Genomic DNA, 15,808 nt, shown 5'->3' with positions numbered 1-15,808 from the left:
GCGGCTCCTGAACCCCTGGGTGGGCCCGATCATGCGCCACGCGTGGCGTCATGGCGACAGGATCGTCCACGCATTACCCCGTCAGGGCTTCGCCGGCACCTTCGTGGCGCGAAACCCGGCCGCGATGGGCATCGTGTAACGCAGCGTGCGCGCTACGTCGGCGTAGTCGACCACGCCGCAGGGCAAGCCCTTGCAGAGGGTCACGGACGGATTGGAATACGTCCAGATACGCTCGTTAGCGTCGGGACCGTAGGCCATCACGTCGTAGAACTGTGCGGCGAAGTTGCGATAACCGTACGAGTACGGGAACAGGCCGCCCGTGGCGTCCTGTTCGTGGTTGTGCTGCGCGCCGAGGTTGTGCGCCAGTTCATGCGCCAGCGTGGTGGCTTCGCAGTAATAGCCCGTGGGGAGGCTGCCGTCGCTCACCACCGAATACATCAGGCCGGCGTCGTTCGCATAGTCTCCCGGGGGGATGTAGGCCACGCCGCAGCCGTTGTTGGCGGCGTCGTATTCACGCACGAAGGTCACCAGGTCGGCACCCGACTGGTCGCGCATCGTCTGGATCCAGGGCGTGCCGGTGCGGATCGATTCGAGCATCTGCGTATTGTCGGTATCGTCGGGCGCCTGCGCTTCCTGGGCGCGCACCATGCGGAACGAGGCATTCACCTGCGAATTGCGCAGCACCTGGTTCGCCACGTCGAAACGGTTGGTCAGCGCCGTCACCGCGGCCGATGCGCTGCCCTTGGCCTTGCGGAAGCCACTGGAGTAAACGGCAAGCACGTCCACCGTCGTGGCGCCACCGGCACCGGCTTTCGCCGTGTCGACGGCATTCGCCAGCGGCTGGTCGGCCGCGTCGAGCGCACCGACGGTGCCGACGGGCTGCACCGGCCGGATGCCGTCGCCGAGCGGATTCACGCCCACGTGCAGGCTCGACAGCGGCGCGGATACCAGGAAGGTCTGGCCGCCCTGTGTCGTCAACGTCAGCCGGCGTCCTTCGCTGTCGGGCAAGGTGGCCACCGTGGCGTCGGGGCCGAACGTGATTACGGCGCGCTGCGTGTCGTCCACGCCATCGGGTTTGCCGACCCAGCTCCAGTTGCCGTCACCGTGGTCCACCGCGTGCTCGAAGGCCAGGCTCATGCGTGAACCGCCCGGCGTCGGGATCGACAGGCGACCTCCGCTCGTCATCGCGGCCCGGGCCCGTTTTTCATCGATGCGAACGGGATACCAGGTGAATACGCCCTCGCGACGCGGCGGCTCGGAGCCCGTCAGGGCCAGCAAGGGCAGCGCGGCATCGCCTGCGCTCGACGTGGCGCCCCGGCCGTGCACGGCCTTGTCGACGGAGATGCGCGCGCCGTCCGGCGCGTCTGGCCCGGCCACGGAAGGACCGGACCCGGCATCGGCGGCTACCGCCGGCGCCTGGACCCGATCGCGGTCTCGCCACACGGCCGAACCGGCCGCCACGCAGGCCAACGAGGCCGCCAGGGCGACCCAACCACGTTGTTTCATTCGACCGTCCCAAGCCCGTGAGGCGCCGATCGACGCCCGTTCGCGCGATTGGAGCCCTTGTCATGAACGACCGCAACGACGGCCCCGCGAAAAGGCCGACTTCGTCACAAGAAAAAGGCGCCGACGAAGCGGCGCCTTTTTCGCTCTAGACGGCGAAAACCGCCGGTCGCTTACTTTTTCTTCCAGTTACCCTGCGCGGCGAGGCTGTTCTCCTTCGCCCGCTCGACCACCGTCTTCTGCGCGGCGTCGTAGTTGGCGCTCTGGTCCTTCGCCCAGGTTTCGAGGGCCTTGGAGACCAGCGCGCGGCCGTACGAGAAGCTGATAGGCCAGGGGTGCGGGCCGAGCTTGTTGATCTCGTTGAGGTTTTCGGTCGCCTGCTGATCTTCCTGGCCGCCCGAGAGGAACACGATGCCCGCCACGGCGGCCGGCACGGCGTACTGGAAGACGCTGACGGTGGCGTTGGCCACGTCCTCGGCATCCACCTGGTCTTCCTTCGGTGCGTACTTGCCGGGGATGACCATGCTGACCTTCAGGATCAGCGCCTTGAGCTCGACGTTGTTGAGTTCGAGCTGGGCGAACAGGCTCTGCAACACCTCTTTGTGCACGGCGAAGCTGGTGTCGATATCGTGCACGCTGTCCTTGTCGTCCATCAGGATTTCGGGTTCCACCATCGGAACCAGGCCGGCCTCCTGGCAGAGCGCGGCGTAACGGGCCAGGGCGTGCGTGTTGGCCTCGACGGCGGCCGAGGTCGGCGTGTCGTCGGTGATCTTGATGACGGCGCGCCACTTGGCGAACTGCGCACCGAGCTTGGCGTACTCCTGGAGGCGCTCGCGCAGGCCATCGAGGCCTTCGGTGACCACTTCGTTCGGGAAGCCGGCCAGCGGGTGCGTGCCCTTGTCGACCTTGATGCCCGGGATGATGCCGGCCGCCTTCATGGCATCGACCATCGTGCGACCGTCGTCGGTCTTCTGACGGATGGTTTCGTCGAACAGGATGGCGCCGGAGATGTACTCGCCCAGGCCAGGAGCCGTCAGCAGCAGCTGGCGGTACTTGCGGCGGTTTTCCTCGGTGTTCTCCAGGCCGACGGCCTCGATGCGCTTCTTGATGGTCGAGGCCGACTCGTCGACGGCGATGATGCCCTTGCCCGGGGCGACCATCGCCTGCGCGATCTGTTCGAGGTTTTCGATGCTCATGCGAACTCCGTGGAAGTAGTGGTATGCCCCCGACGGGAGCGGGGCGATGACGAAAAAAGCGAAGTATAGGGGAGCTTGGAGCGAAAGCCGTTGTGCGGCGCGATCAAGTGGTCTGGTAATTCGACAAGACGCATTCCTTCAGGATCTCGGCTTTTCGTGCGGGATCTTCCGGCAGGTTGAAGCCGGTCACGTAATAGGTCTGCACCGGAACGGCCGTGCCGTTTTGAGCGCCCTTCACGTAGACGAGCTGGTTGACGATGCTCACGCCGACCTGGCCGAGGTCGCCCGCGGGCACCACTTTTTCGATTTTCGCGTTATGGGTGCGCCCATCGGACCCGATCATGTAGGACACCGCGACACATGTCGGCTGGTTGAGATTGTGGCCGGTATTGGGGATGTCGGGGCTGACCGTTTTGTTGGTCAGGAACCAGTACCCGGTCAGGTTCTCCGGGGCGACGCGGCGGAGGTTCTGTGCCTCGGCGGCACCGGCGACGAGGAAAAGAGTGATGGCAGCGGCGATGGCGCCGGTACGGAGAGGATTGCGGTTCATGACGCCCTCGGTGGTTTTACCTGGACGTGCAGTTTAACGCCGTGGCCGCATGCGGTGCGTGTGAATTCGTGCCTTCGTGCGGTGTCGCACCTGGGTTTCGCCGATACGATCGGCTCCCACCCCCGTCGGTAGCAAGGGGGCTACCGACGGGGGTGGGAGCCGATCGTATCGGCGAACCGGGAGCTTACAGGTCGCGCAGGCTGTCCGCGATGCCGTCGTCGCCGATGACCAGCAGCTTCAGCGTGTTGGTGCCGCCATGGCTGCCGATGTGGTCGCCGTGGGTGAGGATCACGCGGTCGCCCTTGGCCAGCTTGCCCAGCGCGAACAGGTGCTGGAGCGCGGCGCGGGCGGTGTGGGCCGGGTCGAGCTTGCCGGTCTCGAACGCCACCGGCTGCACGTCGCGCAGCATCAGCATGCGGCGGCGGGCCACGTCGGACGGCGACATCGCGTAGATGGGCACGGCGAAGCGGTAGCGCGACAGCCACTGCGCGGTGGCGCCCGACTCGGTGAGCGAGACGATGGCGCGCACGCCCACCTGCGAGGCCAGCAGCATCGCCGCGAGGGCGATGGCCTGGTCGGAGCGGTCGAGTGAATGCGTGCCCGGACGCAGGTCGTCGCGCGGCTCGAACTGGCGCTCGGCACCGAGACAGATGCGGCGCATGGCGGCCACGGCCTTGTCCGGGTGGGCGCCGGCGGCGCTTTCTTCCGAGAGCATCACCGCGTCGGTGCCGTCGATGACGGCGTTGGCCACGTCGAGCACTTCGGCACGGGTCGGGATCGGCGCACGCACCATCGACTGCAGCATCTGCGTGGCGGTGATCACCGAGCGGTTACGCAGCACCGACTCGCGGATGATCTTCTTTTGCAGGCCCGGCAGCTCGGCGTCGCCGATTTCCACGCCCAGGTCGCCGCGGGCCACCATCACCACGTCGGAGGCGTCGATGATCTCGCCCAGCACGGGGATGGCGTCGGCGCGCTCGATCTTCGACACGATGGCGGCGTCGCCGCCGGCCTCGCGCAGCAGGCGGCGGGCCTCGTGGAGGTCCTGGGCCGAGCGCACGAAGGACACGGCGAGGAAGTCGGCGCCCATCTCGGCGGCGAGCTTGATGTCGTTGCGGTCCTTGTCGGACAGCGCGGACACGCTGAGGCCGCCACCCTGGCGGTTCAGGCCCTTGCGGTTGGACAGGCGGCCGCCGATCGCGACGCGGGTGTGGATCTCGCTGCCGACCACGTCCACCACGGCCAGGGCCACGAGGCCATCGTCGAGGAGCAGGATGTCGCCGGCCACGACGTCGCGCGGCAGGTCGTAGTAGCTCACGCCCACGCGGGTCTGGTCGCCGGCCGGGGCATCCGGACGGCAGTCGAGCGTGAAGCTGTCGCCCGGCATGAGGTCGATGGGGCCATCGGTGAACTTCTCGATGCGGATCTTCGGACCCTGCAGGTCGGCCAGGATGCCGACCTCACGGCCCACGGCGTCGGCCGCGGCGCGCACGGCGTTGGCGCGGGCGCGGTGGTCGTCGGGCGTGCCGTGCGAGAGGTTGAGGCGCACGATGTCCACGCCCTCCTCCAGGATTTTCTCGAGCATGCCCGGCACGTCGGTGGCGGGGCCGAGGGTGGCGACGATCTTGGTGCGGCGTACCTGGATTTCGGTCATCGGTGCTTACCTTGAGGGTGCGAATTCATGGGGAGACGTGCGATCAGTCGAGCGTCTTGTTGAGCAGGTCGGCCAGGCGCTTGCCCGCCTCGCGCAGGCGGGTTTCCGCCACGGGCAGGTACTTGGCGACGTAGGCGTCGTCGATCTTGTGTCCATTGGGGTAGAAACCGGGCCTGGCGACGATCGAGCAGGATTCCTCCGCCCATTGGACGTAGGCGTTGCCCTTGGCGCGGGGAAGCTTCACGGGGCCTTCGGCGGCGAGCTTGTCGGCGTAGGCATTCCACTTCAAGTCAGCGGTGTAGAGCATCTGCGAATCCCACACGCGGTGCAGGTTGGTGCCCTTGCCGTCGAACTGGACCTGGTAGTCGTTGCCGCCCTTGTCGTCACGGTTGCCCGCGTGCAGCGGCTGGTGCACGTCGCCGACGAAGTGCACCACGAATTTCAGCGCCTCGGCGCGTTCGGCGTTCGACCGGTGACGATCGCCCAGGATGGCGACGTACTTTTCCAGGCCGCCCACGACGTTGCGTGCCGAGGCGTCGGCCGGGCCGTCATAACGGCAGTTCGTGGCGAAGTTGATGTAGTGCAGCGGCCCGGTGGCCTTGCCCAAGGCCTCGTGCTCCGGGTCGTTGCGCAGGTGGTCGGGCCAGCTGGCGATATCGGCAAGGGAATCGTCCCCGTCGGCCGTGAGAAGGCGCTGCACCTCGGCCTTCGCGGCCGGATCGAGCTGACGCCAGGCCAGGTCGGCGACGATGCGGTGACCGATGTCGCCCCAGGCCTGCACGGAGCCCGCGGCGGCGGTGATGGCGAGGACCAGCAGGGTGGCGATGGCGCGGCGCTTGGGACGAGGTTTCATGGGACGGTAAACGTTTCCGGGCGGGCAAGCGGCCAAGTGTGCCACAGCCCGGCTGAGGCACGAATGACAAATCGCGGCGATGCAGCAAGCCGGGCCCTGCGACGTTCCGTTACCATGGAGGTTTAGGCCCCTGGCCTTATCTTCAGTCGTGTCATTCCCCATCCGGAGGCAGCTCATGACCATCAAGGTCGCCATCAACGGTTACGGTCGCATCGGTCGCAATGTCTTGCGCGCGCTCTACGAAGCCAAGCAGAACGGCAAGGACATCCAGATCGTGGCCGTCAACGACCTCGGCAACGCCGAGACCAACGCCCACCTGACCCAGTACGACACCGCCCACGGCCGGTTCCCCGGCGAGGTGTCGGTGGACGGCGGCGACCTCATCGTCAACGGCGACCGCATCAAGGTGTTCGCCGAGCGCGATCCCGCCAAGCTGCCCTGGGGCGAGCACGGCGTCGACGTGGTGCTGGAGTCCACCGGTTTCTTCACCTCCAAGGCCAAGGCCAGCGCGCACATCGCCGGCGGCGCCAAGAAGGTGATCATCTCGGCCCCGGGCGACAAGGACGTGGACGGCACCTTCGTGATGGGCGTGAACGACGACAAGCTCACCTCCAAGCTCGAAGTCATCTCCAACGCCTCGTGCACCACCAACTGCCTGGCCCCGCTGGCCAAGGTGCTGCACGAGAAGATCGGCATCGTGCACGGCCTGATGACCACCATCCACGCCTACACCAACGACCAGGTGCTGACCGACGTCTACCATTCGGACCTGCGCCGCGCCCGTAGCGCCACGCACAGCCAGATCCCGACCAAGACCGGTGCAGCCGCCGCGGTGGGCCTGGTACTGCCGGAACTCAACGGCAAGCTCGACGGCTTCGCCATGCGCGTGCCCACGATCAACGTCTCGGTGGTCGACCTCACCTTCACCGCCTCGCGCGAAACCACGAAGGAAGAAATCGACGCCGCCATCAACGAAGCCGCCAACGGCAAGCTGAAGGGCATCCTGGCGGTGAACACCAAGCCGCTGGTGTCGATCGACTTCAACCACAACCCGCATTCGTCGATCTACGACTCGACCCAGACCCGCGTCATGGGCGGCACGCTGGTAAAGGTGCTTTCCTGGTACGACAACGAGTGGGGTTTCTCCAACCGCATGCTCGACATGGCGAAGGCGTTGATGGCCGCGAAGTAAGGATCGGACGGGCGTCACCCGCCCGCCTCACTGAAGTGGCATGATCGCGAAGGCCCGCACGCGGTGTGTGGGCCTTCTTCGTTTCAGGATGACTCGAATGACGCGACGCCTGCTCGTCCTCGCCTGCCTGGCCTTCGGTGCCTCGTGGGCCCATGCTTCGGATTGCACCGCCACCAACCCGCCCGCCGGCGCGCTGGTCGGCCAGGGACTTCTCGACCCGGACACCTCCGACGCCGAACGGCGACGCCTCGGCGCCGCACTGCTCTGCTCGGCGCTCGCCGGCAACGGCATCAGCCAGGAAATCGCCGGCTCGCTCTATCGCTGGGGGCCTCGCCACCCTGCTCATGTCTTCCCCGAGGACCATGACAAGGCGCGCGACCTGCTGACCGCCGCCGCCGGCCAGGGACGCCTGAGCGCCATGCTCAAACTGGCCGAACTCGAGCTCGACGACGGCCATGCGCGCGAGGCGATGATCTGGGTCCAGATCGAAGGGCAGTTTTACCGGCGCCAGCAGGGCAAGGCCGATGTCGCCGCCGATACGCCGGTCGCCAGCTACTACGTCATGCTGCTCAAGCGTGCCGCCGATGCGCTCGGCCCGTCGGATGCCGCGGAACTGGAAAAACAGATCGATGCCCGCATCACCATGCTGGACGGGCAGATCGCGGCGCTGCCCAAACGCACGCCGAACTCGCCCCCGCTATCGGGGGGCAAGTTGCCGTCGCAGCAACATGTGCAGGGCGCATCCCCCGAAGACTTCCAGGAGGGCGCGTACAGCCAGTACTTTGCGGAAATCGGGCCCGACGGGCGCGTGTCCCGAAGCTGGCTGATCGATGCCTACCCCAATCCCGGCAGCGGCCTTCGCCTCTCCCGCATGCTGCGGCAGGTGCGCTGGAACGCGCTACCGGCGGGCGAGAACACGATGCGTTACGCCCTGGTCCCACTGACGATGGCCAGCCTTCACCGGGACATCCGCCTCAAATCGTAGCGTCGGGCGATGTTCGTCAGAGCCTGCGGATCACCTGCTCGATCGCCCCGAAGATCGATGCGCCGCTTGCGTCGGTCACCTCGATGCGCACGGTATCGCCGAACGACAGGAACGGCGTCGACGGCTTGCCGTCGCGCAGGGTTTCCACCGTGCGCTGCTCGGCGAGGCAGGAGGCGCCTTTCGCCGTATCCTCGTTGGCGATGGTGCCCGAGCCCACGAGGGTGCCGGCCGTGAGCGGACGCGTCTTCGCCGCGTGGGCCACGAGCTGCGAGAAGTCGAATTGCATGTCGACGCCGCATTCGGCCTCGCCGAACCACCGGCCGTTGATCCAGGTGCGCATCGGCAGATGCAGCTTGTCGTCCCGCCAGGCATCGCCCAGTTCGTCGGGCGTAACGAACACCGGCGACAACGCCGAGCGCGGCTTGGACTGCAGGAAACCGAAGCCCTTCGCCAGCTCGCCGGGAATGAGCCCGCGCAGCGATACGTCGTTGACCAGGCCCACCAGCTGGATGTGACCCGAGGCCTGCGCCGGGCTGGACGCCATCGGCACGTCGTCGGTGATCACCACCACCTCGGCTTCGAGGTCGATGCCGTAGTCTTCGCTCGGCACCACCACGGGGTCGCGCGGACCGAGGAAGCCGGCGCTGGTGGCCTGGTACATCAGCGGGTCGGTGTAGAACGACTCGGGCACTTCCGCGCCGCGCGCGCGACGCACGCGCTCCACGTGCGGCAGGTAGGCGCTGCCGTCGACGAACTCGAAGGCGCGCGGCAACGGGGCGGCCAGCAGGTTCATGTCGAGATCGAAGGCCCCGTGGGCGCGACCGTCGTTGAGGTCTTCCGACAAGGCATTGAGGCGCGGCGCCACGGCGTGCCAATCGTCCAGCGCGGCCTGCATCGTCACGGCGATGCCCGTGGCCTTCACGGCGCGGGCGAGATCGCGGCTGACGACCACCAGGGTGCCGTCGCGACCGCCTTCCTTCAGCGAAGCGAGTTTCATGTGTGTCCTTTGGCGATCAGGCGTGGGGATCGAAGTGTTTCTTCAGATCGCGCCAGCATTCGTAATAGTTGCCTTGCAGGGCGGGTGAGGCCAGCGCCTGGCGGCTGGGCCGGATGACCTTGCGTGTTTCGAACATGAAGGCCATGGTACCCACGATGTGGTCGGCCTTGCTGACGTCGGCGTTCGAGGCCTTTTCGAAACTCGCCGCATCGGGCCCATGCCCGCTCATGCAGTTGTGCAGGCTCGAGCCGCCCGGCACGAAACCGCCGGCCTTGGCGTCGTAGGCGCCGTGGATCAGTCCCATGAACTCGCTCGCCACGTTGCGATGGAAATACGGCGGACGGAACGTATGCTCGGCCACCAGCCAGCGCGGCGGGAAGATCACGAAGTCCATGTTCGCCACGCCTGGCGTGTCGCTGGCCGAGGTGAGCACGGTGAAGATCGACGGGTCCGGATGGTCCACCGCGATGGAGCCGATGGTGTTGTAGCGGCGCAGGTCGTATTTGTAGGGAGCGTAGTTGCCGTGCCAGGCCACCACGTCGAGCGGCGAGTGGCCGATGCGGGCCTGCCAGAGCGAGCCCTGGAACTTGGCGACCAGCGCGAAATCGCCGTCGAGGTCTTCGTAGGCCGCCACGGGCGTGAGGAAATCGCGCGGATGCGCGAGCCCGTTCGCACCGATGGGGCCGAGGTCGGGCAGGTGCATGGGCATGCCGAAGTTCTCCGCGACGTAACCCCGCGCGTGCCCGTCGGGCAATTCGACGAGGAAACGCACGCCGCGCGGGATCACCGCGATCTCCAGCGGCTCGACCTCGACCACGCCCAGTTCCGTGCGGATGCGCAGGCGGCCCTGCTGCGGAACGATCAGCAGCTCGCCGTCGGCATCGTAGAAATAACGGCCTTCCATCGAGCGGTTGGCGAGGTATTGGTGGATACCGACGCCCGCCTGCTCGGCCGGGCCGCCGTTGCCGCCCATCGTGTAGAGACCATCGACGAAATCCGTCCCGGCCTCGGGCATCGGCAACGGATCCCAGCGCAGCTGGTTGGGCGTGGCCGGCGCCTCGTCGAAACGGTTGTGGAACGTGGCATGCGCCAGCTCGTCGAACGGCGAGTGCTGCGCGGCGGGGCGGATGCGATACAGCCAGCTGCGCAGGTTGCGATGGCGCGGCGCGGTGAACGCGCTGCCGGTGAGCTGTTCCGCGTAGAGGCCCTTCGCCACGCGTTGCGGCGAGTTCTGCCCGATGGGCAGCACGCCCTCCACCGCCTCGGTGGCGAACTGGTTGCCGAAACCGGGCTGGTATCCGCGGGTGTCGTCGGTGTGGCTCATCGTGGTGATCCCTTGGGATGAACGCATCGCGGCGCGGCTCCCCAGGGAGACCGCGCCGCGCACATCTTACTGTCGCCGGCCGCCCGGGTCAGAGTACGCCGCGACGCATCTGGTCGCGCTCGATCGACTCGAACAGGGCCTGGAAATTGCCGTTGCCGAAGCCTTCGTTGCCCTTGCGCTGGATGATCTCGAAGAAGATCGGGCCGATGTTGTTCTGCGTGAAGATCTGCAGCAGCAGCTTCTGCTTGGTCTCCGGATCGGCGTCGATCAGGAGCTTGTTCTTCTGCAGGCGCGGCACGTCCTCGCCGTGGTTCGGGATACGCTCGTCGATCACTTCGAAATACGTATCCGGGGTATCGAGGAACGCCACGCCCTTCTCGCGCATCGCTTCCACGGTGTCGTAGATCGTGTCGGTGAACAGGGCGATGTGCTGGATGCCCTCGCCGTTGTACTCACGGATGTATTCGTTGATCTGCGACTTCTCGTCGGACGATTCGTTGAGCGGGATGCGCACGAGGCCATCCGGCGCGGTCATGGCCTTGGAGACCAGGCCGGTCTTCGCGCCCTTGATGTCGAAGTAGCGGATCTCGCGGAAGTTGAACAGGCGCTCGTAGTAATCCGACCACTTCTGCATGTTGCCGAAGTGGAGGTTGTGCGTGAGGTGGTCGATGAAGGTGAGGCCGAAACCCTTCGGGTGGCGGTCCACGCCCGGCAGGAAGTCGTACTCGCCCTCGAAGCAGTCGCCCTTGGCGCCGTAGGTGTCGATGAGGTACAGGCAGGCATCGCCGATGCCCTTGATCGTGGGCACGTTCAGCGCCAGCGTCTCGGTGCGCTCGGCGAGCAGTTCCGCGCCGTTCGACAGCGCGGTTTTCTGCACGTCGGCGGCCGGACGGTTGAAGCGGATGGCGAAGCCGCAGGCGCACGGGCCGTGCTTGGCGACGAAATCGGCGGCGAAGGAATTCGGCTCTTCGTTGACCAGGAAATTGCAGTCGCCCTGGCGATAGAGGGTGATGTTCTTCGTCTTGTGCTTCGCCACGGCGGTGAAGCCCAGGCGGGGGAACAGGTCGTGCAGCAGGTTCGCGTCGGGCGCGGCGAATTCCACGAATTCGAAACCGTCGACCCCCTGGGGGTTTTCGAAGGTCGTGACATTCATACCGATGTTGGGCTGGGCGCTCATGGGCGATACTCCTGGCAGGCGTGGGCGCGGCTTGCGCCATCTACCGCCGATTTATAGTTTCACCTGTAACCAATTGCAAGGACTGGCGCAGCAATGTCCACCGAAACCATCACCTCCCACGCCCCGCTCGATCTCGAACGGTTCCTGCCCTACCGGCTGTCGATCCTGTCCAACACGGTCAGCCAGTCGATCGCGGCGGATTACCAGGACCGATTCGAACTCAGCATGACGGAATGGCGCGTGATGGTGATCCTGGCCCGTTTCCCCGAAATCTCGGCGCGCGAGGTGGTCGACCGCTCGCGGATGGACAAGGTGGCCGTAAGCCGCGCCGTGGCGCGGCTGGTGGAAGCCGGCCGGGTCGACCGGGGTATCCACGGGGAGGACAAGCGGCGCTCGGTGCTGAAGCTGTCCGAGGCGGGCTGGGCCATCCACGACGAGGTGGCACCGCGGGCCCGCGAGCACGAGCAGGAAGTGCTGGCGAAGCTCGATGAGGACGAGAAGGCCTGGCTGAACCGGATTCTCGACAAGCTGATGGCCTGAGGCCAGCGTGCATTCGCCGATACGATCGGCTCCCACCCCTTCGGTAGGGACTTTCTACCGAAGGGGTGGGAGCCGATCGTATCGGCGAATGCCACGGAGCGTTATTTGATCCCGTGCATCAGCTTGTTGATGAGCGGCGCGATCAGGAACAGCACGATCCCCGCCCCCACCAGCAACTCGAAGCTGAAGCTGAAGCCCGACAGCGCCGAGGCCACGGTCATGCCGCTCTCGCCGCTGATGTGCCCGGCGAGCAGCCCCGACAGGTTGTTGCCGATGGCCGTGGAGAGGAACCAGCCGCCCATCGCCAGGCCCACCACGCGCAGCGGCGCCAGCTTGGTCACCATCGACAGGCCGATCGGCGACAGGCACAGCTCGCCGATGGTCTGCGCCACGTAGCAGGCCGCCAGCGGCCAGAACGGAATCAGGCCGCGGCCGTCGACGAGGCTCTTCAGCGCGTACATCAGCACCAGGAAGCCCAGCGCGTTGAAGATCAGGCCCAGGCCGAACTTGCGCGGGATCGACGGTTCCTTGCGGAACTTCGCCAGGAACGCCCAGGCCAGCGCCACCGGCGGCGCGAAGATGAGGATGGCGGCCGAATTCACCGACTGGAACCAGCCAGTGGGGAATTCCCAGCCGAACATCTGGCGATCGACGATGTTCTGGGCGAGGAAGTTGAACGAGCTGCCCGCCTGCTCGAAGAACATCCAGAACAGCACGTTGAAGGCGAACAGCAGCAGCATCGCGATGACGCGGTGGATCTGGATGCGGTCGTGACGCACGGCCTCGACCACCAGCATCGCCGCCACGCCGATGAACAGGATGCCCAGCAGCCAGGCGATGAAGATCGCGCCGGCCTTGGCCATCAGCAGGTAAACGAGCGGAATGGCGACGAGGATGCCCACCAGCACCGCGATGAAGCTCTTGGTGCCGTTACGCTCCGGCGGCGGCACGCCCACGCCCTGGAGCTGTTTGCGGCCGATCAGGAACCAGACGAAGCAGATCGCCATGCCGATGCCGGTGGAAAGGAACACGGCGCGGTAATTCTGCTGCAAGGGCGTATCGGTGAGCACCGAAGCGACCCAGCCGGTGAGCAGCGGGGCGAGGAAGCCGCCCATGTTGATGCCCATGTAGAAGATGGTGAAACCGCGGTCGCGACGGTCGTCGCCCACGGGATAGATCTGGCCCACCAGCGAAGAGATGTTCGGCTTGAACAGGCCGTTGCCGACGATCACCGTGGCCAGGCCGGCGAGAAAGACGTCCTGGTTGGGCACCATCACCATGAACAGGCCCAGGCCCATCACCACCGCGCCGAGCAGGATCGAGCGCTGATAGCCGAGGACACGGTCGGCCACATAGCCGCCGAAGATCGCCGAGGCGTAGACCAGCGCCAGGTAGGCGCCGTAGGTGCGGCTGGCGTAGCCCTGCCCGGACGGATCGCCGGAGAAAAACTCCGCCACGATGTACAGCGTGAGCGCCCAACGCATGCCGTAAAAGGCGAAACGCTCCCAGAACTCGGTCATGAAGAGCATCCACAGGGGGCGCGGATGCCCCAGGGTCTGCGGATAATCGGGCACGGCCCGGGCGTCGGCTGGGGCGGTCGCTGTCATGGATTCCCTCGGGTGCGTGAAAACGGCGTCGAGGTGCGTGTGTAACCGCCCCAGCCGTTTGCGTCAAATCTTACGTACCCAGGATCGTGCGCACTTCGATCAATTCCGGGAAGAAACTCTGCTCCAGCGCCTTGCGCAGGAAGGCCACGCCGGACGATCCGCCCGTGCCGGCACGAAACCCGATGATCCGCTCCACCGTCTTCATGTGGCGGAATCGCCACAGCTGGAAGGATTCCTCGATGTCCACCAGCAACTCGCTCAGGTGGTACTCCGGCCAGTACGAGGCCGTATTTTCGTAGATGCGCCGCAACAACGGCAGCAGCGCGGGCTGCGGCTCCCACGGACGAGCCACGTCGCGCACCAGGATGTCCGCGGGCACGGCATGGCCGCGGCGCGCGAGGAAACGCAGGTATTCGTCGTAGAGCCCCGGGGCTTCGTAAACGGCGCGCAGCCGGGCGTGGCCCGGCGGATCGTGCTCGAACACGCGCAGCATGTCGGCGTGCTTGTTGCCGAGCATGAATTCGACGATGCGGTACTGCAGCGACTGGAATCCCGACGAGGGACCGAGCACGTCGCGGAACTGCAGGTATTCGGCCGGTGTCAACGTCTCCAGCACGCCCCATTGCTCGTAGAGCTGGCGCTGGATCTGCTTCACCCGCGCCAGCACCTTCTGCGTGTTCTGCAGATCGTCGCGGCGAAGGAAGGCCAGCGCGGCGTCGAGCTCGTGGATCATCAGCTTCAGCCACAGCTCGGAGGTCTGGTGCTGGATGATGAACAGCATCTCGTCGTGGTGCGCCGGCTCGCTCAGCGGCACCTGGGCCGTGAGCAGCTGGTCGAGCTTGAGATACCCGCCATAGGTGATCCGGCCGTCGAGGTCGGTGCGGATGCCGGGTTCGAGGTCACGCTGCGGATGGGCCATGGGGCATTTTTGCACAAACGGGGTTGACACCCCCGGAACCCGCGCCAGAGCGCCATTTCCGAGCCCTGGAGAAAAACCTCATGCTGCGCCGTGCCTTGCCGGGTGATAATACCCCTGATATCTAGTCCGGCTCGCAAGACCCCAAAGCCGTGTCGCGCCCCGCTGGATGGGCCCGGCCGCTTCCCCACTCGTGCGTGTCGTTTCTAACCAATCCCCTGGGAGCGAGTCGTGTCCATCGCCGCCAAGTTCGAAATCGAATACCTGCAGTACCTTGACCAGGACGGCAAGGAAACCGGCAAGGAATTGCCCGCCTTCGCCAAGGATCTCGACCACATGGTCGAGCTCTACAAGCTCATGGTGTCCACCCGCGTGTTCGACACCAAGTCGATCGCGCTCCAGCGCACCGGCAAGCTCGGCACCTACGCCTCCTGCCTCGGCCACGAAGCCGCGCACGTGGGCATCGGCAGCGCCATGCGCCGTGAAGATTCCCTGGCCGTGTCCTACCGCGAGTACGGCGCGCAGCTGTACCGCGGCGTGAAGCCGCGCGAGGTCTACACCTACTGGGGTGGCGACGAGCGCGGCAACGACTTCGCCGACGCGCCCGCACACGACTTCGCCTGGTGCGTGCCCATCGGCACGCAGTGCCTGCACGCCGCCGGTTCGGCGCTGGCCTTCAAGATCCGCAACGAGCCGCGCGTGGCCGTGTGCACCATCGGCGACGGCGGTTCGTCCAAGGGCGACTTCTACGGCGCCATCAACGTCGCCGGCGCGCAGAACCTGCCGCTGGTCGCCGTGATCGTGAACAACCAGTGGGCCATCTCGGTGCCGCGCCGCATCCAGACCGGTTCGGGCACGCTCGCCCAGAAGGGCATCGCGGCGGGCCTGTACTGCATCCAGGTCGACGGCAACGACATCATCGCCGTGCGCAAGGCCATGGAAGACGCGCTCGAGCGCGCCCGCTCCGGCCAGGGCGGCTCGGTGATCGAAGCGGTCACCTACCGCCTCGGCGACCACACCACCGCCGACGACGCCCGCCGCTATCGCGGCGAGCAGGAAGTGAAGGACGCCTGGGAACGCGACCCCGTGCCGCGCCTGCGCAAGTGGCTCGAAGCCAAGGGCAAGTGGGACGACGCGAAGGAAGAAGCCTGGAAGGCCGAGTGCGACGACTGGATGGACAACGAAGTCAACGCCTACCTGGAATCGAAGGTGCAGCCGGCCACGGCCATGTTCGATTACCTGTATGCCGAACTGCCGGCCGACCTCGAAAAGCAGCGCGAACTCGTCGCCTCGCTCGATCGCAAGTAAGGATCC

General features: G+C 66.3%; 14 protein-coding genes. 4 read left to right on the top strand and 10 right to left on the bottom strand.

The window, feature by feature from the left end; genetic code table 11:
- Positions 1-81 precede the first annotated feature (81 nt).
- From JNG39_RS19800 to JNG39_RS19780, 5 genes are all read right to left on the bottom strand, one after another.
- Positions 82-1,506: a reprolysin-like metallopeptidase gene (locus JNG39_RS19800; RefSeq protein ID WP_368313682.1), complete on the bottom strand. Its 1,425-nt coding sequence runs from the start codon at positions 1,504-1,506 to the stop codon at positions 82-84.
- A 170-nt stretch (positions 1,507-1,676) separates the two neighbouring features.
- Positions 1,677-2,699, bottom strand: a complete 1,023-nt coding sequence (locus JNG39_RS19795) for a class I fructose-bisphosphate aldolase (protein ID WP_247373231.1) — start codon at positions 2,697-2,699, stop codon at positions 1,677-1,679.
- A gap of 103 nt (positions 2,700-2,802) precedes the next feature.
- A complete protein-coding gene (locus tag JNG39_RS19790) occupies positions 2,803-3,249 on the bottom strand; it encodes an energy transducer TonB (RefSeq protein ID WP_368313681.1) in 447 nt (148 codons plus the stop codon).
- Positions 3,250-3,433: 184 nt separating this feature from the next.
- The gene (gene pyk / locus JNG39_RS19785; RefSeq protein ID WP_368313680.1) at positions 3,434-4,903 is read right to left on the bottom strand and encodes a pyruvate kinase; all 1,470 of its coding nucleotides are present in this window, start codon (positions 4,901-4,903) and stop codon (positions 3,434-3,436) included.
- A gap of 43 nt (positions 4,904-4,946) precedes the next feature.
- Positions 4,947-5,756 (bottom strand): S1/P1 nuclease, encoded by an 810-nt coding sequence (locus JNG39_RS19780; RefSeq protein ID WP_368313679.1) that lies wholly within the window; start codon positions 5,754-5,756, stop codon positions 4,947-4,949.
- Between the two features lie 175 nt (positions 5,757-5,931).
- Here JNG39_RS19780 and gap point away from each other — a divergent pair, with 175 nt between their 5' ends.
- The gene (gap, locus tag JNG39_RS19775) at positions 5,932-6,948 is read left to right on the top strand and encodes a type I glyceraldehyde-3-phosphate dehydrogenase (protein WP_144914878.1); all 1,017 of its coding nucleotides are present in this window, start codon (positions 5,932-5,934) and stop codon (positions 6,946-6,948) included.
- Positions 6,949-7,045: 97 nt separating this feature from the next.
- Positions 7,046-7,933 (top strand): hypothetical protein, encoded by an 888-nt coding sequence (locus JNG39_RS19770; RefSeq protein WP_368313678.1) that lies wholly within the window; start codon positions 7,046-7,048, stop codon positions 7,931-7,933.
- Between the two features lie 16 nt (positions 7,934-7,949).
- Here the strand turns inward: JNG39_RS19770 and JNG39_RS19765 are convergent, their stop codons facing one another.
- From JNG39_RS19765 to hppD, 3 genes are all read right to left on the bottom strand, one after another.
- The gene (locus JNG39_RS19765) at positions 7,950-8,930 is read right to left on the bottom strand and encodes a fumarylacetoacetate hydrolase family protein (RefSeq protein ID WP_368313677.1); all 981 of its coding nucleotides are present in this window, start codon (positions 8,928-8,930) and stop codon (positions 7,950-7,952) included.
- A gap of 16 nt (positions 8,931-8,946) precedes the next feature.
- Positions 8,947-10,254 (bottom strand): homogentisate 1,2-dioxygenase, encoded by a 1,308-nt coding sequence (gene hmgA / locus JNG39_RS19760; protein WP_368313676.1) that lies wholly within the window; start codon positions 10,252-10,254, stop codon positions 8,947-8,949.
- A gap of 88 nt (positions 10,255-10,342) precedes the next feature.
- Positions 10,343-11,431 (bottom strand): 4-hydroxyphenylpyruvate dioxygenase, encoded by a 1,089-nt coding sequence (hppD, locus tag JNG39_RS19755; RefSeq protein WP_368313675.1) that lies wholly within the window; start codon positions 11,429-11,431, stop codon positions 10,343-10,345.
- 93 nt (positions 11,432-11,524) lie between these two features.
- Between hppD and JNG39_RS19750 the strand changes: the two genes are divergently transcribed.
- Complete coding sequence (locus JNG39_RS19750; RefSeq protein WP_368313674.1) at positions 11,525-11,971, top strand: MarR family winged helix-turn-helix transcriptional regulator; 447 nt, start codon at positions 11,525-11,527, stop codon at positions 11,969-11,971.
- Positions 11,972-12,072: 101 nt separating this feature from the next.
- On the opposite strand, the gene JNG39_RS19745 is transcribed toward JNG39_RS19750, so the two are convergent.
- Positions 12,073-13,578, bottom strand: a complete 1,506-nt coding sequence (locus JNG39_RS19745; RefSeq protein WP_368313673.1) for a peptide MFS transporter — start codon at positions 13,576-13,578, stop codon at positions 12,073-12,075.
- Positions 13,579-13,648: 70 nt separating this feature from the next.
- Positions 13,649-14,497, bottom strand: a complete 849-nt coding sequence (locus tag JNG39_RS19740; RefSeq protein WP_247373217.1) for a tryptophan 2,3-dioxygenase — start codon at positions 14,495-14,497, stop codon at positions 13,649-13,651.
- Between the two features lie 228 nt (positions 14,498-14,725).
- On the opposite strand from JNG39_RS19740, the gene pdhA reads away from it, so the two are divergent.
- On the top strand, positions 14,726-15,802 hold the full coding sequence (pdhA, locus tag JNG39_RS19735) for a pyruvate dehydrogenase (acetyl-transferring) E1 component subunit alpha (RefSeq protein ID WP_368313672.1): 1,077 nt from the start codon (positions 14,726-14,728) through the stop codon (positions 15,800-15,802).
- Positions 15,803-15,808: the final 6 nt, after the last annotated feature.

The organism is Luteibacter sp. CQ10 (assembly GCF_040900725.1).
Taxonomy (GTDB): domain Bacteria; phylum Pseudomonadota; class Gammaproteobacteria; order Xanthomonadales; family Rhodanobacteraceae; genus Luteibacter.
The sequence above is the reverse complement of the archived record's forward strand: the minus strand, read 5'-3'. Positions and strand labels throughout refer to the sequence as shown.